This is a genomic window from Cupriavidus plantarum, assembly GCF_905397285.1.
Classification (GTDB): Bacteria; Pseudomonadota; Gammaproteobacteria; order Burkholderiales; family Burkholderiaceae; genus Cupriavidus; species Cupriavidus plantarum.
On the sequence record NZ_CAJPUX010000001.1, the window covers coordinates 608948 to 634109 of the forward strand.

Annotated in this window: 21 protein-coding genes; 2 read left to right on the forward strand and 19 right to left on the reverse strand. The window is 66.7% G+C overall.

Translation table 11 applies throughout. The features are described 5' to 3' along the window. Window positions 1-55 precede the first annotated feature (55 nt). From KHP16_RS02840 to ubiD, 5 genes are all read right to left on the reverse strand, one after another. Window positions 56-1168 carry an acyltransferase family protein gene (locus KHP16_RS02840; protein WP_211959544.1) on the reverse strand — a complete coding sequence of 371 codons (1113 nt, stop codon included), beginning with the start codon at window positions 1166-1168 and terminating at the stop codon, window positions 56-58. Between the two features lie 33 nt (window positions 1169-1201). Then, window positions 1202-1573 (reverse strand): hypothetical protein, encoded by a 372-nt coding sequence (locus KHP16_RS02845; RefSeq protein WP_146208414.1) that lies wholly within the window; start codon window positions 1571-1573, stop codon window positions 1202-1204. Between the two features lie 78 nt (window positions 1574-1651). Next, the gene (locus KHP16_RS02850; RefSeq protein ID WP_211959545.1) at window positions 1652-2572 is read right to left on the reverse strand and encodes an aldose epimerase family protein; all 921 of its coding nucleotides are present in this window, start codon (window positions 2570-2572) and stop codon (window positions 1652-1654) included. 31 nt (window positions 2573-2603) lie between these two features. Then, the gene (locus KHP16_RS02855; RefSeq protein WP_211959546.1) at window positions 2604-4721 is read right to left on the reverse strand and encodes an acetoacetate--CoA ligase; all 2118 of its coding nucleotides are present in this window, start codon (window positions 4719-4721) and stop codon (window positions 2604-2606) included. 20 nt (window positions 4722-4741) lie between these two features. Then, window positions 4742-6268, reverse strand: a complete 1527-nt coding sequence (gene ubiD, locus KHP16_RS02860) for a 4-hydroxy-3-polyprenylbenzoate decarboxylase (RefSeq protein ID WP_211959547.1) — start codon at window positions 6266-6268, stop codon at window positions 4742-4744. Window positions 6269-6892: 624 nt separating this feature from the next. On the opposite strand from ubiD, the gene KHP16_RS02865 reads away from it, so the two are divergent. Then, window positions 6893-7963, forward strand: a complete 1071-nt coding sequence (locus KHP16_RS02865; protein WP_179592808.1) for a lytic transglycosylase domain-containing protein — start codon at window positions 6893-6895, stop codon at window positions 7961-7963. A gap of 149 nt (window positions 7964-8112) precedes the next feature. Here KHP16_RS02865 and KHP16_RS02870 read toward each other — a convergent pair whose 3' ends face one another. The 4 genes from KHP16_RS02870 to ribBA all read right to left on the reverse strand — a co-directional run bounded on the left by KHP16_RS02870 (window position 8113) and on the right by ribBA (window position 11525). Next, window positions 8113-9294, reverse strand: a complete 1182-nt coding sequence (locus KHP16_RS02870; protein WP_109581881.1) for a pyridoxal phosphate-dependent aminotransferase — start codon at window positions 9292-9294, stop codon at window positions 8113-8115. A gap of 20 nt (window positions 9295-9314) precedes the next feature. Next, on the reverse strand, window positions 9315-9818 hold the full coding sequence (gene nusB, locus KHP16_RS02875; protein ID WP_109581880.1) for a transcription antitermination factor NusB: 504 nt from the start codon (window positions 9816-9818) through the stop codon (window positions 9315-9317). Next, window positions 9811-10317 carry a 6,7-dimethyl-8-ribityllumazine synthase gene (gene ribH, locus KHP16_RS02880; protein WP_109581879.1) on the reverse strand — a complete coding sequence of 169 codons (507 nt, stop codon included), beginning with the start codon at window positions 10315-10317 and terminating at the stop codon, window positions 9811-9813. The genes nusB and ribH overlap by 8 nt, the downstream gene beginning before the upstream one ends. Before the next feature lie 89 nt (window positions 10318-10406). Next, a complete protein-coding gene (gene ribBA / locus KHP16_RS02885) occupies window positions 10407-11525 on the reverse strand; it encodes a bifunctional 3,4-dihydroxy-2-butanone-4-phosphate synthase/GTP cyclohydrolase II (RefSeq protein ID WP_109581878.1) in 1119 nt (372 codons plus the stop codon). A 240-nt stretch (window positions 11526-11765) separates the two neighbouring features. On the opposite strand from ribBA, the gene KHP16_RS02890 reads away from it, so the two are divergent. Next, window positions 11766-12518, forward strand: coding sequence for an ABC transporter substrate-binding protein (locus KHP16_RS02890; protein ID WP_109581877.1), 753 nt, complete (start codon window positions 11766-11768; stop codon window positions 12516-12518). A gap of 63 nt (window positions 12519-12581) precedes the next feature. Here KHP16_RS02890 and KHP16_RS02895 read toward each other — a convergent pair whose 3' ends face one another. The 10 genes from KHP16_RS02895 to KHP16_RS02940 all read right to left on the reverse strand — a co-directional run bounded on the left by KHP16_RS02895 (window position 12582) and on the right by KHP16_RS02940 (window position 25136). Further along, window positions 12582-13229 carry a riboflavin synthase gene (locus KHP16_RS02895; protein WP_211959548.1) on the reverse strand — a complete coding sequence of 216 codons (648 nt, stop codon included), beginning with the start codon at window positions 13227-13229 and terminating at the stop codon, window positions 12582-12584. Between the two features lie 25 nt (window positions 13230-13254). Then, window positions 13255-14376, reverse strand: coding sequence for a bifunctional diaminohydroxyphosphoribosylaminopyrimidine deaminase/5-amino-6-(5-phosphoribosylamino)uracil reductase RibD (gene ribD, locus KHP16_RS02900; protein WP_211959549.1), 1122 nt, complete (start codon window positions 14374-14376; stop codon window positions 13255-13257). Window positions 14377-14436: 60 nt separating this feature from the next. Further along, window positions 14437-15045, reverse strand: a complete 609-nt coding sequence (locus KHP16_RS02905; RefSeq protein WP_244214665.1) for a GspH/FimT family protein — start codon at window positions 15043-15045, stop codon at window positions 14437-14439. 1 nt (window position 15046) lies between these two features. Continuing rightward, entirely contained in the window at window positions 15047-15499 is a 453-nt protein-coding gene (locus KHP16_RS02910; protein WP_115953684.1) for a pilus assembly protein PilE, read from the reverse strand. Then, complete coding sequence (locus KHP16_RS02915; protein WP_211959550.1) at window positions 15496-17574, reverse strand: pilus assembly protein; 2079 nt, start codon at window positions 17572-17574, stop codon at window positions 15496-15498. The genes KHP16_RS02910 and KHP16_RS02915 overlap by 4 nt, the downstream gene beginning before the upstream one ends. Then, entirely contained in the window at window positions 17571-18224 is a 654-nt protein-coding gene (locus tag KHP16_RS02920) for a pilus assembly PilX family protein (protein WP_211959551.1), read from the reverse strand. The genes KHP16_RS02915 and KHP16_RS02920 overlap by 4 nt, the downstream gene beginning before the upstream one ends. Next, window positions 18218-19267 (reverse strand): PilW family protein, encoded by a 1050-nt coding sequence (locus tag KHP16_RS02925; RefSeq protein WP_211959552.1) that lies wholly within the window; start codon window positions 19265-19267, stop codon window positions 18218-18220. Before KHP16_RS02925 ends, KHP16_RS02920 begins: the two co-directional genes overlap by 7 nt. A gap of 11 nt (window positions 19268-19278) precedes the next feature. Next, window positions 19279-19629 (reverse strand): hypothetical protein, encoded by a 351-nt coding sequence (locus KHP16_RS02930; protein ID WP_211959553.1) that lies wholly within the window; start codon window positions 19627-19629, stop codon window positions 19279-19281. Between the two features lie 199 nt (window positions 19630-19828). Next, window positions 19829-20293, reverse strand: coding sequence for a type IV pilin protein (locus tag KHP16_RS28505; RefSeq protein ID WP_121491875.1), 465 nt, complete (start codon window positions 20291-20293; stop codon window positions 19829-19831). A gap of 31 nt (window positions 20294-20324) precedes the next feature. After that, window positions 20325-25136, reverse strand: coding sequence for a pilus assembly protein (locus KHP16_RS02940; protein ID WP_211959554.1), 4812 nt, complete (start codon window positions 25134-25136; stop codon window positions 20325-20327). Window positions 25137-25162: the final 26 nt, after the last annotated feature.

Genomic DNA, 25162 nt, shown 5'->3' on the forward strand with positions numbered 1-25162 from the left:
AGCGTGTGCGCGTGCCGCTACATCCTCATTGTTGCTGTGGCTGCGCTTTGGCTTATCACGCCGGCGCCGACCACTGCGCGCCTTTGACCCTCCGGACCCGCGCCTGCCGGAATTTTTCGAGCGGGCGGTCGATGAGCAGCACGATCAGCGCGGACACGGCGACGGTGCCGATGACGGGATAGATGTTGCCGGGTCCGAACTGCCCGCTGCATAGCGGGATGATCATCATCTGGCTCAGGTAGACAGGGTAGGAGAGCTCTCCGATCCAGCGGTCGGTCTTGTTGGTTTTCGTGAGCTGGAAGATTGCCGGAATGCCGATGAACACCGCGAGCAGGTACAGCAACTGTCCCGCCTGGAAGCCGGGGATGACCGACGGGGCAGCCGACAGGTGAGGGAAATAGAAGGTCAGTCCGAGCACGGCTGCGAGGCATATCCATCCCGCGTAACGCTGGTTCAGGATCGTGTCCGCCTTGTAGACGCGGTAGGCGATCGAGCCGAGGACGAACAATCCAAGTTCGAACGGGAAGAAGCGATACGTCCACGGATCCTCGGTGAGGCCGAGGTGGAACGCGTACGCGCGCGCGGCCGTCGTGAGGGCGACGATGGCGGCGAGCACGGGCACGCTGCGGCGGAACAGGAACGGGGCGATCAGGTAGACGACGACTTCCACGCCGAGGGTCCACGCCTGCGGCACGAAGTCCATCTCGTACGCGCGGGGCCGATGCTGGAATGCGTTGACCGTGGCCTGGATATGGCCATCATCGAAGCGAAGGAAATTGCCCCAGTCCATGCCCACCAGCGACACGTTGGTGACGAGGATATAGAGCTTGCCGCCGAGGCTGAGGCCGGGGAAATCGCGAATCAGATTGTCAAGCGCGCCGGTCGTATGGATGCTCGGCTGCCACCGCTCCACGAACGACAGCGCGATGGAGGCCAGCAGGACGGTCCAGTAGATCGGGTAGATCCGCAGGAACCGGTTTGAATAGAACAGTCGGGTCCCCGCCGCGCCCGGTCCGTACTTCTCGTTGAGGATCAGCGAGACATAGAAGCCCGACACGATATAGAACGCCTGCACCGCCACCGCGCCTCCCGTGAGCTGGAGGCCGAACAGCGGCGCGGAATGCGCGACGACGACGGCGATGGCGAGCAGCAGACGGAACGATCCCATCCCTTTGGATTCCTTCTCTCTGGTGCTAGCGGGTCACGGCTTGTAGTCCGGACTGAACGGGGCCTTCCAGCCTCTGGCAATCCGGTCGATCGCGGTGCGCTGGCACACGCCGGCCGCTACCTGGCGATGGAATTCGGCGTTGGCCGCATCGCTTTCAAAGATACGCGTGGTGATGGGCTCGTCTGGCGGGCAGGGCTCGGGCGGCGGCGGGGGTGGGGCTTCCGCCTTGATGCGTTCGGGCACGAGGTCGCAGAACCAGGTCTTGCCATCGCAGCGTCGGCCGTCGAGGTTGTTCCAGTACGCCACGAAGCCGAGCACGAGGAACATTAGCAAGACGACGGCTGCCCGCCGGCTTGCGAACCTCCAGAAATAGAACACGGCTCCCGCCATGGCGATGACACCCATACTGTCGAACTCTCTTCTAAGCGGCGCTTCGTGAGGCCAAAAGACGGCAAGGATACCCCAAACGGGACGGGCGAAAGATCACACGATACGCAAACGGCAGGAGGCCGAAGCCGTGGTTCCGGCCGCGACCCAATGCAGGCCGTGCCGATGGTCGATGGCGTTCGGCAGACCCAGCCATGGCTCGACGCAGTAGAAATCGGATTCCGCCGCCTCGGTCCACGTCGTGACGGCGTACCAGGGTGTGTTCGGTGCACTATCGGGGGCACCATCGAGTGCGATGCTGATGGTGCGCGAAGGCAGTTCCAGCCGGACGGCACCCGTATCGCCTTGCAGGACGTGGTACGTGTCCTGCAGCCGCGCGTCGTCGATCGTATAGGTGGGGTCGCCCGGCTCTGGCGCCGTCAGGCTGCCATCGCCGAGTTGGCGCACGCGTGCGGCCGCTGGCAGCGAGAGGCGGCTCTGGCCCCGTGCCCCATGGGGCAGCGCGAAGTAGAAGTGATGGCCCGCATAGTGGGGAAGCGGCGCCGCGCCGTCGTTCCGAATGGCGAAGGTGGCTTCGAGACCGTCGGGCAGCAGCCGGTATGTCACCGTGAAGGCGAAAGCGAAGGGATACGCGGCATGCGTAGTCGCCGATGAAGCCAACGCAGAAAGCGTCAGGCTGACCGCGTCGTCCGACCGTTCCGTCACCGCGAACGGCAGGTCCCGCGCGAACCCGTGCTGCGGCATGTCACGAACGACGCCGTCGGCGTCGCGCCATTTTCCGGCTTCCCCATCGACGAAATGCCGGCCGATGAACGGAAATAGCAGCGGATTGCCGCCGCGCACCTTTGCCACGCGGGTCCAGTCGGCGTTGTCCGGCCAGTACAGGATGTCTTCGCCGCGGTGGACCCAGCGGACGAGCCGGCCGCCGTGTTCGGGGGCGAGCAGCAGGTAGCTGTCGCCTGCGCCGATGCGTAGCAAGTCCTGCCCCTGGAAGCGTTGCGTCATTGCCGTCGTCATGGGCGCGATCTCCGCGAAGAAAGTGGCAAGGCTATCGCATCTCCGGGGTTTCCGCGCGATCCGCAAAACGGTCTGCATACGCGAAGTACCAGTCGAGGCTCTCGGGATTGGCCATCGCGTCGCGATTGGCGATCTTGTCGCGCGCGTGGCCGAGGAGCAGCTTCTTGATGGGCACCTCCATCTTCTTGCCCGACAGCGTGCGCGGTACCGCGGGGACTTGCACGATCTCGTTCGGGACATGCCGCGACGACAGCGCGGCGCGAATGCGCGCGCACAGTGTCGCGCGCAGGGCATCGTCGAGCGTATGGCCGTCGCGCAGCACCACGAACAACGGCATGTAAGATTCCCGCCCCAGATACTCGAGGTCGACGACGAGGCTGTCGAGCACTTCCGGCAGCTCTTCGACCACGCGATAGAGTTCGCTCGTCCCCATGCGGATGCCGTGGCGGTTGATCGTCGCATCCGACCGCCCGTAGATGATGGCGCCGCCGCGTGAGGTGATCCTGATCCAGTCGCCATGGCGCCAGACGTTCGGCCACATGTCGAAGTAGCTGTCGCGATAGCGCTTGCCGTCGGCATCGCCCCACAGAAACAGCGGCATGGACGGCATCGGTTCGGTACAGACGAGTTCGCCGACCTGATCGATCACCGGCTGGCCCGCATCATCGAACGCCTCCACACGTGCGCCGAGGCAGCGGCACTGCATTTCTCCCGCATGCACGGGCAGCAGCGGGCAGCCGGCGACGAACGCGCCGGCGAAATCGGTGCCGCCAGAGATCGGCGCAATCCACAGATCGTCGCGAATGGCGCGATGGATCCATGCGTAAGCTTCAGCGGGCAATGGCGAGCCCGTGGAGCCGATCGCGCGGAGGCGCGACAGGTCCGCCACCTCGGCGGGCACGATGCCCGCCTTCATGTTGCCCGTGAAGAACGCCGCGCCCGCGCCGAATATCGTGACGCGCGCGGCGTCGGCAAAGCGCCATAGCACGCTGGCATCGGGCCAGCCCGGGTTGCCGTCGTAGAGCGCAATGGTCGCGCCGGCCAGCAGGCCGCCCACCTGCGCGTTCCACATGATCCAGCCGCTGCTGCTGTACCAGTGATAAACGTCGTCGGGGCCGATGTCCGCGTGGAAAGCGAGCAGCTTGAGCTGCTCGAGCACGATGCCGCCATGCCCGTGGACGATGGGCTTTGGCATGCCCGTGGTGCCGGACGAATAGACGATCCATAGCGGATGGTCGAATGGCACCGGGGTCGGGGTCAGTGTCACGCCCTGCGCCACGCCTTGCGCGAGGGTGGCGTCCCAGTCGTGCCAGCGCACGCGTCCGTCGCCGGCGGGCAGCGGCGGCGTGGGGCGATCATTTCGATGGGCAGGATCGGGGGAGGGATGGTTGGGATGGGCGGGATGGATGCCACCGCCGGCCCCCACGCGTACGACATCCGTCAGCGAGGGAAGGGCCGCGACGAGATCGGCGACCACCGCGGCGCGGTCGTGCGCCTTGCCGCCGTAGCGGTAGCCCTCGATGGCGATCAGCACCTTCGGTTCGATCTGCCGGAAGCGGTCGATCACCGCGACCTGGCCCATGTCGGGCGCGCAACCGGACCAGATGGCCCCAAGGCTCGCCGTGGCAAGGAACGCCACGACGGTCGCGGGAATGTTCGGCAGGTAGCCAACCACGCGGTCGCCCTGGCCGACGCCCATGCCGCGCAGGGCGTGGGCGAGCGAGGCAACCTGCGCCTCGAGCGCATCCCAGCTGATATCGGCAAGCGGCTGCGCCTCGCCGGCGTGGCGGATGGCGGGGCGTTGCCGCGCATCGCCGGTGCCGGCATGGCGGAACACCTGCCGCACGTAGTTGAGTGTCGCGCCCGGAAACCATTGCGCGCCCGGCATGACGCGGCGTTCGAGCACGGTGCGGGGCGGGGTATCGAAGCGGACGTCGAAATACGCGCGCAGCGCGTCCCAGAACGTTTCGAGGTCGTCGACCGACCACCGCCACAGGGCTTCGTAGTCGGCGAAGTCCAGCGCGCGCGTCTCGCGCAGCCACGTCATGAAGGCGGCAAGCCGGCTATCGCGCGCGAACGCCGGCGACGGCGTCCACAACAATGCCCCTTCTGCACGCTCTACGGCGCCTTCCTCTATGGGAAGTGTCATGTCTCCTCCTGGTCGGTAGGTCAGCGATCGAATAGCGTTTCCCAGAGTCCATCCACACGCGCCTTGACGGCATCGTCCATCACGATCGGCGTGCCCCACTCGCGCGTGGTTTCGCCGGGCCACTTGTCGGTGGCATCGATGCCCATCTTCGAGCCGAGGCCGGACACCGGGGACGCGAAGTCCAGGTAGTCGATGGGCGTGTTGTCGACCATCACCGTATCGCGCGTGGGGTCCACGCGCGTGGTGATCGCCCAGATCACCTCTTTCCAGTCGCGCGCGTCGATGTCGTCGTCCACCACAACGATGAACTTCGTATACATGAACTGCCGCAGGAAGCTCCAGACGCCGAACATCACGCGCTTGGCATGGCCGGCGTACTGCTTTTTCATGCGGACGACCGCCATGCGATAGCTGCAGCCTTCGGGCGGCAGATAGAAGTCGGTGATCTCGGGAAACTGCTTTTGCAGCAGCGGCACGAACACTTCATTCAGGGCAACGCCGAGCATCGCGGGCTCGTCGGGCGGCTTCCCCGTGTACGTCGAGTGGTAGATCGGGTTGCGCCGCATCGTGATGCGGTCGATCGTGAAGACCGGAAACCAGTCCTGCTCGTTGTAATAGCCCGTGTGGTCGCCGTACGGGCCTTCAAGCGCATGCTCGTAGCCGCTCGGGTGGTTCGCATCGGGCTGGATATGGCCTTCGAGCACGATCTCCGCCGAGGCCGGCACGTTGAGCTCGGAGAGCGTCGGCGTGATGCAGGTGGCGAGCGCGGTGCGGCTGCCGCGCAGCAGGCCCGCGAACTGGTACTCCGACAGCGTGTCGGGCACGGGCGTCACGGCGCCCAGGATCGTCGCGGGATCGGCCCCGAGCGCCACGGCGATCGGAAACGGCTGGCCCGGATGCCGCTGCGCGTGCTCGCGGAAGTCGAGCGCGCCGCCGCGATGCGCGAGCCATCGCATGATGACCTTGTTGCGCCCGATCACCTGCTGGCGGTAGATGCCGAGGTTCTGGCGCTTCTTGTTCGGACCGCGCGTCACGACGAGGCCCCATGTAATCAGCGGCGCGATATCGCCGGGCCAGCACGTTTGGATCGGCAGGCGCGAGAGATCCACGTCGTTGCCTTCCCACACCACCTCCTGACATGCGGGGCTGTTCACGCGCTTGGGCGCCATGTCCCACACGGACTTGGCGAGGGTGAACAGCTTGCCCGCTTCGCGCAGGCCTCGCGGCGGCTCGGGTTCCTTGAGCACGGACAGCACGCGGCCGATGTCGCGCAGATCCTCAAGCGATTCCGCGCCCATGCCGAGCGCAACCCTGCGTGTCGTGCCGAACAGATTGGCGAGCACGGGCACGCTATAGATAGCGTCAGGGCCGTCGGTGCGCGCGTCGTTGCGGGGGTTGTCGAACATCACGGCGGGTCCGCCGGACCGCAGGATGCGGTCGCAAATCTCGGTCATCTCCAGCCGCGGCGAGATGGGTTTGGCGATGCGCTTGAGCTCGCCCTGCGTTTCCAGTTGCGCGACGAAGTCGCGCAAGTCTTTGTATTGCATAGAAAATTCGTCCAAAGAGCACGCGTTTCGGAACGGCGCGCCCCGCTTGGGAAGGGGTGGATAACAATACACACACGGCCGCAACGAAGCAAAAAAAATGTGTCGAAGCGCGTCGTGAAATTGTAAAGATCGGCGTGGTCAGAGACTGTCGGCAATGTCCGGGAAGCGAGGCCAGCACTGCCATTGCGCCCCCCCGCGTGATGCTTGCACGACCTAAACGGCTCTGTTACATATATCTAAAAGTAGTGATTGTAGTGGTCTTTATTCTTGACGATGTATAAAAGCGTTCCTACAATCCGGTCTGCTTCATGAGGTGTTGCGTCGCAACATGGCTTTTTTCCCACTGTCAAGTGGGTGCTGCAGAAAAAGCCCTCGCGCGATGGCCCTCATCAGACCGGTCCAAAGGCCACAGGCGACAGGAGCGGTAAGCATGTTTAGCGGCAGGGTGCGTTTCCCCAAGAGCGTACCCTGTTTCACGTTGGGCGCACGGGGAGCGCCCTGCCAACAGATGCTGGCCATCACCTGCTAGATGGTTGCGGCATCCTTACTTGAATACGTTGAGATCGGGCGCGCACGGTGAGCATTCATTTGTGCGTTTGCAGCGGACAGCGGATGGAGGTAAGTATGAGCGGTTGGAAAACCCTTCATCTTCCCGGCGTCGGGCGGGCATTGCAGGTCCGCATCAGACGTCCGGTACCCGGTGTGAACGGGCCGTTGCAATTGCGCCTGGCTCACCCGGTTGCGAGCCGTGCCTTGCGAGGCGGCCGCACGACCTTGAAGTACACGCTGAACAGTCTCGGCGTGTTGTCGGTAGCCGCGGCGGTGTCGCTGACGGTGAGCCAGCAATGGCGTACCTCGCTGGCCGGCGCGCTGGCGGGCAAGGAAGCGCCCGCGGTGCTGATCGGTGCCGCCATGCCTTCGGCGCATGCGAACAATGTCCCGGGCAGTGGCGTGCCGGCGGTTTCCGCCGACGTGGCCGCCGCGCGCCTGAACGCCGCTGTCAGCAATGGCAGGGGCGGTGCCACGGCCGGTCTGCCGACCGTGTCGGGCGTGGACGAGTGGAGCGTGGCGTCGGCCGCGAAGGTGCCCTCGGTGGCGCACCTGGCCGCGCAGATTCCGGTGACGCGCGTCGCGATGGATGCGCGCAATTCGACGGCGCTGGGGACGGCGCGCGAACAAGCCACGGTGGCCGAGTACATCGCGCGCAAGTATCGCGTGGCGTCGCAGGCCACGGGGCAACTCGTGAAGGCGGCGTACCTGACCGGCCGCGAGGTCGGCATCGACCCGCTGCTGATTCTTGGCGTTATCGCGATCGAGTCCAGCTTCAATCCGTACGCCGAAAGCGGCGTCGGCGCGCAGGGCCTGATGCAGGTCATGACCAAGGTGCACTCGGACAAGTACGAAGCCGTTGGCGGCGTAACCGAAGCGCTGAACCCGTACGCCAATATCAAGATCGGCGCGCTGGTGCTGAAGGACTGCATCGCGCGTGCCGGTTCGCTCGAAGGCGGTCTGCGTTTCTACGTGGGCTCGACCTCGACCGGCGACGGCGGTTACGGCGCCAAGGTGCTGGCGGAACGTGCGCGTCTGCGCGCGCTGCTGGGCCTGCCGGGCGACACCGGTCCCGCCAAGCAGAACGACAGCAAGCCGGCGACCGAAAAGCTCGAGGCATCGGGCAGCACCGCCCAGGCGGCGTGATCGAAGGGCGCGACAGAAGGACCTTACTACGGCGATCCCGCCAGACGTCGCACAAGAAAAAAGCACCCTCGGGTGCTTTTTTCGTTTTATGGGGCGGGTCGCGCTGTCGGAGGCCTTGGCGGCCTTGGCGGGCGTTTGCGTAGCCCCGGCTACCGCAGGAAATGATGCAGGCGCTGCATCGCCTCCTCGATGTTCTCCATCGACGTCGCATACGAGATGCGCAGATAGTCGCGCGCCGTATGCGGACCGAAGTCCGTCCCCGGCACCAACACCACGCCCGCATCGTGCAGGATCGCCTGCGTCAGCTTGTCCGCATCGCCCGCGAACGGATGGTTGATGTGACGGCAGTCCGCATAGACGTAGAAAGCCCCGTCGGGTTTGACTGGCACGCGCAGGCCCAGCGCTTCGAGCGCGGGCACGATCGCGTCGCGGCGGCGGTGGAACTCGGCCTTGCGCGCGTCGTAGATCTCGAGCGCGGCGGGGGAGAAGCAGGCGAGGGCGGCATGCTGGGCCACCGCCGAGGCGCAGATAAACAGGTTCTGCGCCACTTTCTCGAAGGCCGGGACCAGCGCGTCGGGCACTACGAGCCAGCCGAGGCGCCAGCCCGTCATGTTGAAATACTTGGAGAAACTGTTGACCGTGACGACGTTGTCGTCGAGGGACAGCGCCGACACGGGCGGGGCGTCGTACGACAGGCCCTGATAGATCTCGTCGACGATCGCGAAGCCGTCGCGCGCGCGCACTTCAGCGAGGATCTTGCGCAGTTCTTCGGGCAGGATCGAGGTGCCGGTCGGATTGGACGGCGATGCCAGCAGCACGCCACGCGTATCCGTCCCCCAGTTGGCCGCGACCTGCTCGGCTGTGAGCTGGAAGCGCTCGGCGGGACCGCTCGGGATCATGCGCGCATGGCCGTCGAAGGCCGCGACGAAGTGGCGGTTGCACGGATAGCTCGGATCCGGCATTAGCACCTCGGCGCCGATCTCGACGAGCACCGCGCAAGCGAGCAGCAGGGCGCCCGAGGCGCCCGCCGTCACGATCACGCGGCGTTCGGGGATATCGATGCCGTAAGCGGTCTTGTAGTACCCGGCGATGGCCTCGCGCAGCGCATGAATGCCGAGCGCGCCCGTGTACTGAGTGACGCCCCGGCGCATGGCGGCTTCCGCTGCGTGGACCACCGGTGCGGCGGCCGTGAAGTCCGGTTCGCCGATCCCCATGTGGATGACATGGCGGCCGGCGCGCTCGAGCTCGGCGGCCTGCTTGGCCAGTTCCATGACGTGGAACGGTTCGATATGGGCCAGCCGTGCGGCCGTGGCGATATGCCTGGCGTCCATGCGCGTCAACTCGATTCGATTCAGCGGCGCGCGGCGACTTCCGGCGCGCGCACCTGGGCGGCCAGCTTGTCCAGCACGCCATTCACATACTTGTAGCCTTCCACGCCGCCGAACGTCTTGGTCAGTTCCACGGCTTCGTTGATCACGACCTTGTACGGGATGTCGAGGCAGTGCACGAGCTCGTAGCTGCCGACGAGCAGCGCCGCGCGCTCCACGGGCGACAGTTCGTCCACGGTGCGGTCGAGGAACGGTTCGAACGCCGCCGTCAGGCGCGCTTCTTCCCGCACGGCGCCGTTGAGCAGCGCGTCGAAGTGTTCGCGGTCGGCCTTGTTGAAACCCTGGGCGTCATGCAGGTGGGCCTGGATCGCACCGATGTCGTTGCGATTCAGCAGCCACTGATAGAGGCCCTGCAGCGCGAGTTCGCGCGAGCGGCGGCGCGCGCTCTTCGGCGGCGCCTTGGGCTCGGTGCGCGCCTGCTGGGCCGGCTTGCCGGCCTGATCGCCGGTATCGCGCGTGTCACTCATCTTCGTCCTCGTCGTCTTCTTCGCGATCGTGGTCGCGCAGCGAATCCAGCGCGGCAACCAGATTGGCCATTTCCACGGCGGCGCGGGCGCAGTCGCGGCCCTTCTCGCGCGTGCGGGCATGGGCCTGGGCATCCGTGTCAACAGTCAGCACGCCATTGGCGATCGGCAGGTTGAAGTCCAGGCCGACGCGCGTGATGCCCTGGCCGGACTCGTTCGACACGAGTTCGAAGTGATACGTCTCGCCGCGCACGACGGCGCCCAGCGCGATCAGCGCGTCGAACTGGCCGCTCTCGGCCATCTTCTGCAGCGCGAGCGGAATCTCCAGCGCGCCCGGCACGGTCACGACCAGCGTGTCCTCGCCTTCCACGCCAAGCTTCTCGAGCTCGGCGACGCAGGCTTCGCGCAGTTCGTCGCAGACCGGTTCGTTGAAACGGCCCTGCACGATACCGATGCGCAGGCCTTCACCATCCAGATTGCTGGGGTAGAAGCCGTGATCCATTGTCATTTCTCCTGTTGTTCGGTTTGCGGGGCGGGCGGCACGCTGGCGGTCCTTCCCCGTCGTCGGATTGTGGTCTGTCGTCCGGCGGCTCAGTCGCAGGACGGTTCGCCGTCCATCGGCCGGCAGCCGGTCACTTCGAGATCGTAGCCCGTCATGCTCGGCATTTTCTGTGGCGAGCCGAGCACACGCATCTTGCCCACGCCGATGTCGCGCAGGATCTGCGCGCCCACGCCGTAGATCAGCAGGTCGGGCTTGGTGCGGCGGGTCGGCTCCTGCGGCTTGTCGAGCGCCGTGAATTGCGCGAGCAGCCCGTCCGGGGAATCGCCGCAGTTCAGCAGCACCACCACGCCCGCTTCCGAGCGGCCCACGGCCTCGAGCGCGGCGGCGACACTCCACGAGTGCGTGGTGCGCGAGACTTCCAGCACATCCAGCACGGACAGCGGCTCGTGCACGCGGACCAGCGTCTCCCGGTCGCGCTTCGGCTCGCCCTTGACCAGCGCCAGATGGGCGCGGCCGCTCGCCTTGTCGCGATAGGCCACGGTATGGAACGTACCGAACGGCGTTTGCATGGCGCGTTCGCCCATGCGCTCGATCATGCTTTCGGTACGGCTGCGGTAGTGAATCAGGTCCGCGATGGTGCCGATCTTGAGGTCGTGCTCGCGCGCGAACTCGATCAGGTCCGGCAGCCGGGCCATGGTGCCGTCGTCCTTCATGATTTCGCAGATGACGGCGGCCGGGGTCAGGCCGGCCAGCGCGCCGAGATCGCAGCCCGCTTCCGTATGGCCGGCGCGGATCAGCACGCCGCCGGGCTGGGCGGTCAGCGGAAAGATATGGCCAGGCTGGACGAGGTCCGACGGACGCGCGTCGCGGGCCACGGCGGCCTGCACGGTGCGCGCGCGGTCCGCGGCCGAGATGCCGGTGGTCACGCCTTCGGCCGCTTCGATCGACACCGTGAAATTGGTGCCGTGCACGGTGCCGTTACGCGAGACCATCGGCTGAAGGTCGAGCTGGCGGCAGCGTTCGGCGGTCAGCGTCAGGCAGATGAGCCCGCGGCCGAACTTCGCCATGAAATTGATGGCTTCCGGCGTCACGAAATCCGCGGCCAGGACCAGATCCCCCTCATTCTCGCGATCTTCTTCATCGACGAGGATAACCATGCGGCCGGCGCGGATGTCGGCGATGATGTCTTCGGTACGGGCGATTGTCATGGCAGGGGCGACTCAGGAAACTGGGCGGAGGCCGGAGAGGAGGGCAGGTGCGAGGCGCCGTGCGCCGCCGCGGTCAAGGCCGGGCAGTCCCGGCCGGGAATCAAGGCCGGTATTGTACGCCAAGCCGCCGCTCATCAGGTCTGCCGACGTTGTCCTGACGTTGCCCTGCCCGGCTGTGCCGTGCGCTGGACAATGCCCCGCAGTACGGTACATCATCCCGACAACCGGAGACCCGCGCCCATGACAGCCATCGATCCCCAGCTGATTGCCGAACTCGCACCCACTGGCGCCCTGCGCGCGTCCATCAACGTCGGTAACCCGATCCTCGCGAACCTCGATGCGGATGGCAAGCCGTTCGGCGTGTCGATCGATCTCGCCCGCGAGTTCGCACGGCGGGCCGGCATGGACGTGCAGCTCGTCGTCTTCGACGCGGCGGGCAAGTCCGTGGACGCCGTGACCAACGAGCAGGCCGATTTCGGATTTTTCGCGATCGACCCCGTGCGCGGCGCGGGCATCTCGTTCACGGCGCCGTATGTGCTGATCGAAGGCGCCTATCTGGTGCGCGACGACTCGCCGCTACAGGACAACGCCGAGGTCGATCAGCCGGGCCGCCGCGTGACGGTGGGCAAGGGAAGCGCCTACGATCTGTATCTGACGCGGGAACTCAAGCACGCGGAGATCGTGCGCGCGCCGACGTCGCAGGCGGTGGTCGATACCTTCCTTCAGCAGAAGCTCGACGTTGCCGCGGGCGTGCGCCAGCAACTGGAGTCCGACGCGCAGCGCGTGGGCGGCGTGCGGCTGCTACCGGGGCGCTTCATGGTGATCCAGCAGGCGATGGGCGTGCCGAAGTCGCGCCCGCCTGCCGTGGTCGAACTGCTGCGCCGCTTCGTGGAGGATATGAAAGCGAGCGGCTTCGTCGCGGCCGCCCTCAAGCGGCATGGCATCGAGGGGGCGTCGGTGGCGCCGGTGCAGGATGCGGCCGGGCCGATCTGATGACGTGTGAACGCGCGAACGCGTGACCGCGTGATCTCAGACCCAGACCCTGGACTCTGGACCCTAGGTCAGCGAAGGGGCGTCGGGACGGGCGTCGGGAAGGGCGCCGGCCGAGAGCATGCGCTCCACATAGCGCGCGATGAGGTCGATCTCCAGATTCACGCGCGCGCCGGCCTGCAGTTCCTGCAGCGTCGTCACTTCCACGGTATGCGGGATCAGGTTGATCGAGAATTCGCAGCCGTCGGCCTGGTCGGTGACGCGGTTCACGGTCAGCGACACGCCGTTGACGACGACCGAGCCCTTGTACGCAAGGTACTTGCCCAGTTCGCGCGGCGCGCGGATACGCAGTTCATGCGATTCGCCAACTGGCGCGAAGTGCGTGACCTCGCCGAGGCCATCGACGTGCCCCGACACCAGATGGCCGCCGAGGCGGTCCGCGAGCGTCAGCGCCTTTTCGAGGTTCACGCGTCCGGGACGGTCGAGGCCGACCGTCTTGTCGAGCGATTCGCGCGAGACGTCGACGTCGAACTGGCCCGCTTCCAGCGCAACCACCGTCATGCACGCGCCCTGGATCGCAATGCTGTCGCCGAGCGCGACATCGGACAGGTTCAGCGCGCCCGCGGCGATGCGCAGGCGCACGCCCGCGTCGGCGTCGCCGAGCGGAGAAACGGATTCGATGCGGCCGACGGCCGCGACAATGCCAGTGAACATGGTGGATCTCTTCAGAAGCCGGTTGTCATGATGAAACGCTCGCGCGACGCGCGATCAGGCGCAGGTCGTCGCCGATCTGGCGCATGTCGTGCCAGTGGAATGCGGGGGCGTCGTCGAGGCGTGCAAGCGGCGGCAGGTTGAACATGCCCTGCGCATCGCCGAGCAGCTTCGGCGCGAGATAGATCAGCAGCTCGTCGGCGCATCCTTCGCGGATCAGCGATCCATTGAGCTTGTAGCCCGCCTCGACGTGCAATTCGTTGATGCCGCGCTGGCCGAGGACCTCGAGCATCTTACGCAGTTCGACCTTGCCGTGCGGATTCGGCAGGACCACGACCTCGACGCCGCGCGCCTCCAGCGCCTTGCGGCGCGATGCGTCGTCGATCGCGCAGAAGATCAGCACGGGCTTGGCGAAATCGCCGGTGTCGCGCGCGAGCATGCGTGCGTCGAGCGGGACTTGCAGGCGCGAGTCCACGAGCACGCGCTGCGGCTGGCGCGGCGTGGGAATCGCGCGTACGGTCAGCTCGGGGTTGTCGTCACGCACGGTGCCGATACCGGTGAGAATCGCACAGGCGCGCGCGCGCCAGGCGTGGCCGTCGTCGCGCGCGGCCTGGCCGGTAATCCACTGGCTCGTGCCGTCATGCAGCGCGGTGCCGCCGTCGATCGATGCCGCCACCTTTACGCGCACCCATGGCGTGCCGCGCGTCATGCGAGAGACAAAGCCGATGTTCAGATCGCGCGCTTCCTTTTCCAGCAGCCCGCAGCGTACGTCGATGCCGGCGTCACGCAGGCGTTGCAGTCCGCGGCCGGAGACGGACGGGTTTGGATCTTCCATCGCCGCCACCACGCGCGCGATGCCCGCGCGCACGAGCGCGTCCGCGCACGGCGGCGTGCGGCCGAAATGGCTGCATGGCTCGAGCGTGACGTATGCCGTGGCGCCGCGGGGATCGATGCCGCGCGACAGCGCGTCCTTCATGGCCTGGATCTCGGCGTGGTCCTGTCCCGCAGGCTGCGTGTAGCCCTGGCCGATAACCTCGCCGTCGCGGATCAGGACGCAACCGACGCGCGGATTGGGAGTGGTCGTGAACATGCCTCGCGCCGCGAGCGCGAGCGCCTGTTCCATGGCGGCGTGATCGGAATCGGAAAACATACGGTCTGGCCTGACAAGCCTTGCGTGGTGAAATGGCGAGCGGTGCACGTGGTATTCGCGTTATCCATCGCAGTCGCGGTCAGTGGCCGGCCGGCAGATGCGAATCCTGCCTTGCGCACCGAGCCTGACCTGCCGCTGCGCGCCATGGCAACGGACCACGAACGTCACGGCGTGAAAGCCGCCACGCTCAGACCGTGAGTATCCCACAGCCGTCCATCGGATGCCGGGCGGGTGTGCGTCGCGGGCGTCATGGCTGCTCTTGCCTGGGTTGGCGCCTGGGTTGGCGCCGTAGCTGGCGTGACGGTGGGCGCGCGGGGCGATGCGGAGGCAGGGTTCCGGTATCGGCACGGTCAGCAACGGCGCTTCCGGGCTGGCCGCGGACAAGACCTGCCAACCGCCGTTCAGGTCGGCGTGGCCATCGAGCGGGATCAGCGCGATATCGGACAATTGCGTGGCCGCGGTGCTGCGGCCCAGCGCGAGCGACGCCGCGAGCCGGTCGGCGGCATGCATCACGATCTGCTCGGCGACGATGCCGCGCAGCGTGGGATAGGCGATGGCCGCAAGGATCGCGGCGATGACGAGCGTGACGAGGCATTCGACGAGGGAGAGGCCGAGCGCGGTGGCCGACAGATGCCGGCCCGGGGCGTACGGCGTCGCGGTGTGCATCATGTCAGCAGCCTATCGGCAAAGGCACCGGCGTCGTCTGCGCGGCAGGGATCGCCAGCCACGCGCCATGACTGCGCAGCACGAGCGTGCCGCATCGGGGGTCGGCTCTGACCGGGGAGGCGCGCAACTCCACGCACTGGCTTAGCGGCAGCCCCCCGCATGTCGTGGCCGCGATCCAGTGATGTGGGACGGCGGGTGCGGGAGGCACCGGTTGCGGCCATTCGCCGGCCGGCGCCGCATCGTCGTGCGCGGACGCAAAGCTCGCGTGCATCGCGGCGTGGCGTTCGAGGGCCAGCATCGACGCCGCCAGCGCGGCGCGCGCTTCCACGCGCAGGGCCCGCGCGCGATGCTGTTGCCACGCGGGCAATGCGAGCGCGGCGAGTATCGCGGCGATGACAACCACCACGAGTACTTCGGCGAGCCCAAGACCGCTGCATCGAGCGAAGGCGTGCGTCATGGCGAGCTCCGTGTGAGTTCACGCCAGCCCAGCCGGCCACGCTTGCGGACGTGTTGCAGCGGCGGCTGCTGGCGGGCGCTGTCGCCGTCGACCGTCCACAGCGCGATGGTTTCGATATCGCGGCGTTGGACGCCCGGTGCGGTGGCGGCATCGGTGAGATGCGGCGCGATCGATACGATGGGCGTCCCTTGCCCCGCCGGCAGTCCCGTGACGACGGGCGAGATGCCGCGCATCGCATCGACCAGATAGCTGCGGCGTCCGCCATCCGCGGACACGGTAGTAAAGGCGACATGCGCATGGCCTGCGGGCAGCCATCGTTCGAAGCGTTCGCCTGCGTGGGGCAGCAGGAAAGTCCAGCCATGGTCGGTCGCGCCATCGGCGCGGAGGGTGACGCCGCCTTGTGCGTCTGTCTGCCGTAGCGCGCGGATGACGGCGCGTGGCACAGGCGTGTGAACGGACGCTGCGGCCGTGGAGGACGCGGGCACGACCGCGACCTCGCTGCCGCTGCCGACGGCGATCAGCGGCACGACGACACCGGGCAGGATCAACGGCGCCTCCGGCCGCCGGCTCGCGGCGCCTCGCAGCTTGAGCACGCATGCTGGCGGCTGCTTAGCCGAGGCGTCCGGGGGAAGCGGGAAACGCCACAACTGCCCGAGATCATCGATCCCGTGGATCGACCGCGCGATCGCTCGCGCGTCGGCGAGCACCGACACCGCCAGCAGACGCCCGGCGCGCCGCGTGCCGTCGCACCCATGAGGCGGCAGGAGGATCTGACGGACCGTGCTTGGCGGTGGCGCGTCGAGCGGCACGAGCGCGATCCCGCTTTGCGCCGGGTCTGTCTTTGCGACGACGGCGACGGCATACCATCGCCGGACGCCTTGTTCGATAAAGGCCGCGGCACGCAAAGGGCCGGTGCCGGTCAACGGCAGCGTGTCGGTGGCGGCGAGCTCCCAGATCAGCGATAGCGGGCGGTGAGCGTTTGGGGTGGTGATATCCAGGGCGAAGATGGTGGGGGTGGGACGATGACGGCTTGCGGCATGGCCGCCTGTATGTGGGCGGTCATGCGCGGCCTGATGCGGGTCCTGATGCGCCCTCGCGTCGCCATAGCCAACCTCGCCGTCGCCCGCGTCCGACCACTCGTCCAGCCCATCGGCACCGTCGGCATGGTACTGCGCGTCGCGCTCGCCGTGCCGGCTACGCGCCGCGCGCTCTCCGAGTCCGCCGCTCCCCGCGCGATCCGAGTCATCGAGCACCGGCACCCCGCACAACAACAACGTGCGCCACGTTCCCCCGAGGTCGGCATCGATCACATCCGGCCGTGGGCAGGGCACCTGCATGGGCGGCAAGTCACCAAACGACGCAAGTGCGCCCGCCTGCGCGAGCAATGCGCGCGGGAGGAAGGCGGCGAGCTCGTGACCCGTTATCGCGTCGAAGCCATGCAGGAAACCCGTGCGCGTACCAAGCCATACGGTATGCGGCCGCCGGGCATGGGCGACACGAAAGGCATCGTGCCCCGGCATCAGCGGCTGCCAGATCGGTGGCGGCACGACCTGCACGCGCGCATCGCCCGCGTGGCCGAGCCGCGTATCGCGCGGCCGCATGTCGGGCATGCCATGGCGACCGCGAAGCCAGCTCACGCGTCGACGCCCATCGTCCGAAACCGGCTCGTCACCGGCGAGACGATCTCGCGCGTCGTCGTCGAGGGCGTTCCAGTGCAGCGCCGTCATGCGCGTGCCCCCGACGTAGAGACGACGCGACGCGGGGTCGCGCAGATCGAGCAGACGGCCGGCCTCCCATCGCGACCACACGGAAGCGTGCCCGTCGGCGGACCTCGCGTCGAACCCTCCGTCGAGCCGTTCGTCCAGCCGTTGGTCCAGCCTCGCCGTGCGGAATGTCACCGCATGGAGCCGCCCCGTCCAGGGATAGCCCGCCGGCTCGACGCGATAGTGCCTCGGCAGATGACCCGCCGGGGACGATGCATGGCACGCCCATGCGGCTAGCGCAAGCGACGCCGAGATGGCGAGCATGAGCGCCTTGGCACCCCGCCGCACGTATGTCGTCGCTCGCCCGCTCATGGCTGGAACTCCGATTGCAGTAGCACGCGCACGGCGGGATCGCGGCCGAAGCCTAGCGCCGTCACGCGGAACCGTGGCAGTTGTCCCGGCATGCCGTCGCTGATGGGTTCGAGCACATAGCGCGGAAGGATCGTGGCCCCGGCCACGCCCGCGGGCAGGGCGGGCAACGCCGTGCCGGTGAGAGCGCTGGGGAGGGGGCTGGCGAAGGTGCTGGCGAAGGTGCCGGTGAAAGCGCCGGTGAAAGCGCCGGTGAAAGTGCCCACCACGGCGGCCTCGGGAACGTCCTGGCCCTCGAGCCAACGCCACCACGCTGGCGTGCGTGCGTGTGCGGGCACGCAAAGCCCTTGCCCGGCGCCTTCGGCGCAGGTCCCCGCGGCCGGCCAATGCAACAGCCGGCCTCCGCCTTGCGCCAGCGCGGCAAGCACGTCGGCCTCCGCATCGACGAGCGCGACTTCAGCCGCGCGCATCGCGATCTCGCGGTCGATGTGCCGACTGGCGAGGATTCGTCCCACGGTCAGCAGATGCATGGCGGCGAAGCACGACGACGCCGTCAGCATCAGCAGCAGCGACACAAACGCGAGGGTGCCGATGCCCGCCCGAATGCGTGGCGGGCGAGGCGGCCATGGCGCAAGCCCGTGTCGCTTCAACATGCGGCCTCCCGGCATGACGATGCATTGCGCAGCCGCACGATGGTCGTGAACACATGGCGACGGCGGTCGAGGTGACGTGAGGGCGTGAAGCGGTCGTCGGCGGACACGGCCGGGTCGAACAGGGTCAAGGTATGCCGCGCCCCCGAATCCAGCCCCTCCGGGTTCCGCCCCGCGACGCGCCCCAAGCGTTCGCCGCGCATGACCAGCGCAATACGCACCGCCCTTACGGCATGCCACGCCGATGCACCCAGCGCGTGTACCTCGTCCGCGCGCACGAAGTCCTCGATGACCCCATCGTCGTCGGCATCGAGACCATAGCGAAACTGCATCGTCTCCACGCCCCGTACGAGGGCGCCCCGCGTATAGCGCGTGCCAGAAATGCGGCCATCGCGGTGGACCGGGTAGCGGCACATCAGCTGCGGCACGCCGTCCGTAGCGCGGCCGATATAGAACACATTGCGGGCGTATCGTTGAACCGCCGCGCTCTCATGGGGCGAGGACTCCGCGCGGGCCGGGAGCGCGTACCCACCGCAGTCGCTCATCGTGCCATCCGGCAGCGTCGGATCGTCGGGGCGCCCGCTGCCCGAGAGGCGCACGCGCAGTGCATCGCTCCGCTCGACGCCCGCGCGGGCGCAGGCGTTGTCGGCGAGCATGACCCCGCAGTCGTCGTGGCCGACAATGGGTGCCGGTGGCGTGGCGAACTGCGCCGCGCCGAATCCCATCGGCGACGCCGCGGTGTCGCCATCCCGCCTGCCATCCTCCCCGGCAGGCAAGGTGACTGACGAGGTGACTGACGAAGTGACCGGCGTGACATGACCGGCATGACGAATCGCATGCGCCAGCACCGCCAATGCGCGATGCCCACGCTCCTCGACCATGACGTGTCCGACGATGTCCCGATATGCAACGCTGGCGATGCGGAACGTCATGAACGCCACGATACCGGCTAGGACACCGAGCGCCAGGCCGACGAGCATGCTCACGAGCGAGAACGCGCGCATGCCGCGTGACGATGCAGAAAACGACGCAGAGGACCGTCGCATGATGGCTGCAGCTATGGGGTGACCCAGAGGGCCACGCGTGGCACCGGCGCGTCAGCCGCGGGGAGGCGGCAAGGCCTTGTCGATTCGCCGACGACGAGCCGGGTCCCCGGTGCGCATGAACCATCGGCGGAGAGCGATTCGCACCGCAGGAGCCGCACATCGTGCATGTCGCGGTGTTGGTGAACGCCAGACGCACTGCCGCTATCCGCATTCCAGTACTCGGCTGCATCCGCGGTGACGCTCGCCACCGCGAGCATCACGCGCTGCTCGGCGATAGCGCCGAGACCCTTTATCGCGAGCAACGACAACGGCAACGCCGCCATGGCAACGATCGCCAGACACAGCATTGCCTCGGCCAACACGTAGCCACGCGTTGCAGCGCGGCTACGGCTATGGCAGCCAGTGGAAAGAGAAAGGAGGGAGCGACAGGCATCCGACATGACGTCCTCGATCGATGAGCAAGGCGCCAAGCATAGAATCGGATCGCGGCCAGAAACGTGTCGACGTGTGCCGGGAATGTGGCAGTTTGTTAGCGACTGCGGGCGCCGGGAGGGGAGGCGATTACCAGCAGTCCTGCATGCTGCCGGAACCGTTCTTGCCCTTCACGTTGGTGCTGGTGAGCGTGAGGTTGCCGCAGAGATCGTCGGGCTGCTTCGGCGAGGCGGTGAGCAGGAACCCACCGGTCATATCCGCGCCAGCCAGCGGTGTGATCGCGATGGTGTAGGTGCTCGCCTCGCAACTGTCCGCCGACCCCGTCGTGTTCGCGCCAGTGCAGACCGGGAAGTTCAGCGCCGTCGGATCCTGCGTGTACGTGTTGTTCACGGTAAAGAACCGTTCCTGCGCGCCCATGATCCGCATCATCGCGCTCTTGGCCTCCGTGCGACGCGCGCGCTGCACGTACTGCTGGTAGCTCGGAATCGCGATCGTGGCCAGGACGCCGATGATCATCACCGTGATCATCAGCTCTATGAGCGTGAAGCCCCGGGCGCCGGCGGGGCGCCTGATTGGCAGGGCGGTTCTCATCATGTCATTTCTCCTTGTTCCCGCGAACGAGCCATCAGCGCATGATCTGGCGCCACGTCAGGCGACCCTTCTGCGTCGAGTTGCTTTCCGGTACTGCCTGCACGGTGCCGTTGGATTGAACGATGTACTTCATCTCGTTGCCGCCGCCGCCGCCGCCGCCACCACCACCGGATCCGGCGCCCACACCATCGAGCACGGTAGGCGAGGTCGCGATGCCGCCGGACGTCTTGACGCCGCCGGGCGCGCCCTTGCCCGTGGTGCCGTCGCCCTTGTCGCCGACCAGCAGGTCGCTCGCGTCGAACTTGCCGTCATTGCTCACGTCGAATGGCGCCGTCGTGAGCTGGCCGCCCGTAAGCGAGTCGAATTCCATGAGCCAGCTCGAGCCGCCGTTGTCGCAGACATCCGTCGAAGGGATGGCAGTCACGAAGATGAGCCGGCCGCTCCGCAGGATCGGGCTGTAGATGACGCGCTCGCCCTGTGCCGTCGCGGCCGTGCCCGGCGGGATCAGGTCCATGTACCAGCCCTGCGTGCCGCCGGGCGCGTACTGAAACGCATTGGCGGTAATCAGGCGATACCAGTTCCCGTTGACCTGCGTTTCCTGCGTGATGTATTGCGCCTGCATTTTCTCGCGGGTGACGGTGGCCTGCGTGCTCTTGTCCTGATCCCATACGCCATACACCGACTGCACGGACATGTCGGTCGGGTCCGCCGTATCGACGAAGCGTCCGGTGCCCACCAGCACGAGATAGCCGCCCTGAGGGTGACGCCGCACGACGGGGGACGTCGAAATCGGCTGCGCCTTGCCACGGTTGTCCGTGGCGACCATCAGCTTGCGGCGGGAGAGCTGCCAGAGACTGGGGTTGCCCGCGCCGAAGTCGAATCGCCAGACATTGCCGAGCAGATCCCCCGCATAGAGCGAGTCCGCGAAGCCGTCGCCATTGCCGTCCGTCGGGAATACCTGCACCACTCCGTTCGATGCCGTCGTGCCGGCATCGTCCAGCGTCAGCTTGTAGTAGTCGGTGCCAAGTACCCACGTCTTTTTGCCGGCCGGACGGTCGAGCATGACGATGAAGATCGCGCCGCGGCCCGCGTTGCTGTTGTAGCCGTTACCGAAGACCGCCGCCCATTTGCCGTTCGAGAAGCGGATCAGTTGCGGCTGGCCATAGACGTATCCGAGGTCCGGATCGTTCGCGCTCGTGAATTCCCAAAGGACCGTGCTCGCCGCAGTGCCTTCCGAGATAGCGGTGGGATCCGTCACGTCGAGCGCATACACCCCACGGCCGCCGCCGCCGAGGCCGCCAACCAGCACGGTCCTCCAGTTGCCGTTGACGACGGCATCCGCGACGGTGGGCGTGCTGTTGACGTAGTACGCATGCGTGTATCCCTTGGCCGTCAGATTGGCGAGCTTCGGGTACATCGTGGAGGGAACATAGGCGAACAGTTCCCTGCCGCCGTCGCTGGTCGCGGTGGGGGCGGCGGAGAAGGCATGCATCATGCCGTCGTTCGCGCCGACATAAAGCATCGGCTTGCGCGTGCGCCGCGCCGCGACGAACTGCGCGTAGGCCGGATCGGAGAACCCCGAGTTCGGCGGGCCGACGTACTGCGGCGCCGAATCAATGATGTCGCCGAGCACCGATACCGGTCGCGTGCGGAACTGCGTGGCCGCGTCGCCCTCGTTGCTCTGGTCGCCGCGCAGCCAGTCCAGTCGCTTGCTGCCAAGCGTATCGGTCGTGTTCAATGCGGTCTTGTAGGCATCCGGCAGGCGGTCCCAGCGGAACGGGATGCCGGCGCTGGTATTGTCCGCATAGTTGTACGTGAGGATCTGCCGCGCCGATGCCGCGACGCCCGCAAACTTGGCGCCCGCGTCCCAGATCTCTGGCGTCTTGATGGAACCATCGGTATTGATGCCGTAGGCCAGCAATTGGCCAGACCAGTCCGAGCCGTTGAAACGAGCCTGATAGATGGCCGTGTCCGTGCTGAGCGACGCCGAGTTCGTGGCCGCCGCGGAGGCCGACGATGTCTTCAGGATCGACAGGAACGCGCGTTCGAGCGCCGCGCTGAGCGCGCCAGGGTTCGTCGCGTAGAAGTAATTGTCGGGGATGCCATCCGAACCAGGCGTGCCATCCTGCAGCCGCACATCCCACTCCGACGCCTGATCCGGCGTGCCCGACCCGTTCAGGTCCTTGAACCCGCCCCACTTGGCCGCATACAGCAACGGATCCTGAAACTGCGCCGCCGCATTGCCGCTGGCGGAGTAGGTCACGCTCGTCGCCGAATCGCCGAGCTGGCAGCCGCTGCAGCCACCGGTCTTGTCGACCTTGGTGTTCGGCGACACCGTCACCGGCACGGGGTCCGTGTAGTTGAAGCCGAGAATGCCCGAGTGGAAGTGGGGCCCGTCCTTGTCCGTGCCGGAGATCGCGTAGCCGAAGCCCTGGCCGTTGCTCGTCGACGCCGACACCACGCGCGTGGTGACCGTGATGTTGTTACCGCTCACGCTGTAGCTCAGAATGCCCCACACGTCCTGGTCATAGTCGCCACCCGCGGTCGAGTCTTCCCAGTTGACGTAGAACTTGCCCGACGTCGCGTCCTGCGAGATGACCTTGAAGTCCACCAGCGTGCCGCTGCTGGCCACTACGCCCGTCGGATGCAGCTGGTAGGCCGGCATGATCGTCACGGTCTTGCCGTTCACGTTCACGTTGATCTTCGGCGTGGTGGTCGCCAGCTGCACCGCGTACGTGGAGACCTTCAGCGACGTCGTGTCGCTCGTGGGCACGCCGAGCTTGCTGCCATCGCGGATGCGGTTCATGTGCGCGAACAACGCGGCGCCGGCGATCTGGAACGTGCCGAGCTGCGATGGGCCTTCCGGACAAATGCCTAGCACGTCGCTGAACTTGCCGACCGATTTGGCCGAGCACAGGTTGTCGATCACGCCGCCATTCACGCCGCCCGCGAACCACGACTTGCCGTTGACGCCTTCTCCCGCGCCGACCGTGTCGGTGTACGTGCTGACGTTGGGCGTGCCGGCCAGTCCGTTCAGGATGTTGACCTGGTCGTTGTCGTAGGAGGTGACGCTGGCATTGAACACCAGCGCGTTCATCGGCGAGCAGTAGGGCGCCTTGTTGGCGTTGGTGGACGGCAGGTCCATCGGGTTGGCCCACACGGCCTGCGTGAGGCCGAGTGTGGTGTCCTTGCCGCTGGTCTTCGGCTGGAAATCGGTGGTTTGCTTCAGTCCGCCGAAGTAGCGCAGGGTCTCGATGTAGATTTCCGACATCGGATTGCCCCACGTCGAGCAGTTGCCTTCGTTGGCCGGCTTGTTTTGCGCCGTGCTACCGCCGCTCGGCACGATCGACGTCTGCTGGTAGTTGCAGGCATCCGCGCTGGTATAGCCGCCATCGCTGTAGCTGTAGCCATACGGACGCAGCTTGTCGATATTCCAGACGATGCCCTTGACGCCGTTCGTGCCCGTGAACACGAACGTACCGTCGGCCTGGTTGATCTCGCTCGCGAAGTTCGTCACGTTACGGCGCAGCACGCCGCCCGAGATGTTCTTGTCGTACGTGCCGGTCATCAGGCCGAATAGCATCTGGCCGGTTTCGCCGTACTTCTGCAGCAGGCCGTAGGGCTTGTAGCTGGTGCCGTACTGCTTGCAGTTTTCGGTGCCGATCAGGCTGGGCACGCAGACCTGCACGCGCGCGTTGTAGGTGCCCGTGTCCTGACCGGTGCCCAGGCCACGGCCGGCCTTCGGCGGGTTTTCCGCCGAGGAAGTGATGCCGGAGATCGCGGCGCGATTGCCGTTGGACGAGCCCGTCACCGCCGTGTTGCCGATGGCCGGCAGGAACCCATTCTGCGTGTTCGATGCCTCCGAGTACCAGTTGCACTGCCACTTCTCGCTGGCGCCCCACGTCGCGTAGTTGCCGCGCACGACGCGGATCTGCGGCGGCTGCGTGTTGCTTTGCGAGTTCAGGTTGTTGCTGTCCTTCGGCGTGACGTTGCATAGCGTCAAACCGCCGCGGGTCAGGTTCAGCACGCTCCAGTTGTTGTAGTTCGACGCCGTGCCGGTCGGATTGGTGATGCTCTCGTTGTAGATCGCCAGCGTGATCTGGCCCGTGCCGACGCTCGAGATCCAGCCAATCATCGACGCGCCGGCATTGCCGTTTGTCGGCTTGAGCTGGATCTGGTCGCCGATCTGCATGTCGCTCGTGCTGCTGACCGAGATCGTACGGACCGCGGGGGACAGGGACATGCTGGTTGTCGACGTCACACCCTTGACGTCGGCCGGCAATTCCACGCTGAACGGCGTGAGCTGGGCGATGTCCGTGCCCGCGTAGTACTTTGCCCATGCATGCGCATCCATGGGCAGGAACGCGCGTTCGAGGATGGTCTGCGTGGCCGTATCGGTCGATCGCGTGCCGCCGTACAGGATCTTGCGCACTTCGTCGATCCGGCTCATCGACGCCCAGTTCAGGAAGTTGCCGCTCCAGGTCTTGCCATCGCAATACCTGGTCGTCGTGACCGACTTCGGATAGAACCCCTTGACGCCGCTTGCATCGTAGTCGTAACACTTGTACGAGTCGAAGTATCCGGCGTACTCGATGCTGTTCTTGTACGTCGAGTCGATCCCGCCACCGTCGAGGTCCGTGTAGTCGTTGTAGGCCTTCTGGTGAAGCGAATGGTCCTTGCTCAGATCGATCATGACCATTGGCGGCACGGCGCCCCCGGCATACAGCGGCCGCGACGAAAGATTGAGCTGCGCGCCCGAGGCGGAGGCGATGGCTAGCAGGCAGGACGTGGCCAGAAGCACGCGCTGGAGGCGGCTCATGAGGCGGGAGGAGGGTAGCTGGGTCATAGTGCGCCCGACGGGTGGGAGGTTGC

Bases quoted from the DNA above. Each gene is read 5' to 3' on its own strand.
- KHP16_RS02940 (WP_211959554.1), bottom strand. From the start codon at position 25,136: ATGACCCAGCTACCCTCCTCCCGCCTCATGAGCCGCCTCCAGCGCGTG.
- ribD (WP_211959549.1), bottom strand. From the start codon at position 14,376: ATGTTTTCCGATTCCGATCACGCCGCCATGGAACAGGCGCTCGCGCTC.
- KHP16_RS02895 (WP_211959548.1), bottom strand. From the start codon at position 13,229: ATGTTCACTGGCATTGTCGCGGCCGTCGGCCGCATCGAATCCGTTTCT.
- KHP16_RS02845 (WP_146208414.1), bottom strand. From the start codon at position 1,573: ATGGGTGTCATCGCCATGGCGGGAGCCGTGTTCTATTTCTGGAGGTTC.
- KHP16_RS02840 (WP_211959544.1), bottom strand. From the start codon at position 1,168: ATGGGATCGTTCCGTCTGCTGCTCGCCATCGCCGTCGTCGTCGCGCAT.
- KHP16_RS02925 (WP_211959552.1), bottom strand. From the start codon at position 19,267: ATGCGACGGTCCTCTGCGTCGTTTTCTGCATCGTCACGCGGCATGCGC.
- ribBA (WP_109581878.1), bottom strand. From the start codon at position 11,525: ATGACAATCGCCCGTACCGAAGACATCATCGCCGACATCCGCGCCGGC.
- KHP16_RS02890 (WP_109581877.1), top strand. From the start codon at position 11,766: ATGACAGCCATCGATCCCCAGCTGATTGCCGAACTCGCACCCACTGGC.
- nusB (WP_109581880.1), bottom strand. From the start codon at position 9,818: ATGAGTGACACGCGCGATACCGGCGATCAGGCCGGCAAGCCGGCCCAG.
- KHP16_RS02855 (WP_211959546.1), bottom strand. From the start codon at position 4,721: ATGACACTTCCCATAGAGGAAGGCGCCGTAGAGCGTGCAGAAGGGGCA.
- KHP16_RS02850 (WP_211959545.1), bottom strand. From the start codon at position 2,572: ATGACGACGGCAATGACGCAACGCTTCCAGGGGCAGGACTTGCTACGC.
- ribH (WP_109581879.1), bottom strand. From the start codon at position 10,317: ATGGATCACGGCTTCTACCCCAGCAATCTGGATGGTGAAGGCCTGCGC.
- KHP16_RS02910 (WP_115953684.1), bottom strand. From the start codon at position 15,499: ATGACGCACGCCTTCGCTCGATGCAGCGGTCTTGGGCTCGCCGAAGTA.
- KHP16_RS02870 (WP_109581881.1), bottom strand. From the start codon at position 9,294: ATGGACGCCAGGCATATCGCCACGGCCGCACGGCTGGCCCATATCGAA.
- KHP16_RS28505 (WP_121491875.1), bottom strand. From the start codon at position 20,293: ATGATGAGAACCGCCCTGCCAATCAGGCGCCCCGCCGGCGCCCGGGGC.
- ubiD (WP_211959547.1), bottom strand. From the start codon at position 6,268: ATGCAATACAAAGACTTGCGCGACTTCGTCGCGCAACTGGAAACGCAG.
- KHP16_RS02920 (WP_211959551.1), bottom strand. From the start codon at position 18,224: ATGTTGAAGCGACACGGGCTTGCGCCATGGCCGCCTCGCCCGCCACGC.
- KHP16_RS02865 (WP_179592808.1), top strand. From the start codon at position 6,893: ATGAGCGGTTGGAAAACCCTTCATCTTCCCGGCGTCGGGCGGGCATTG.
- KHP16_RS02915 (WP_211959550.1), bottom strand. From the start codon at position 17,574: ATGAGCGGGCGAGCGACGACATACGTGCGGCGGGGTGCCAAGGCGCTC.
- KHP16_RS02905 (WP_244214665.1), bottom strand. From the start codon at position 15,045: ATGATGCACACCGCGACGCCGTACGCCCCGGGCCGGCATCTGTCGGCC.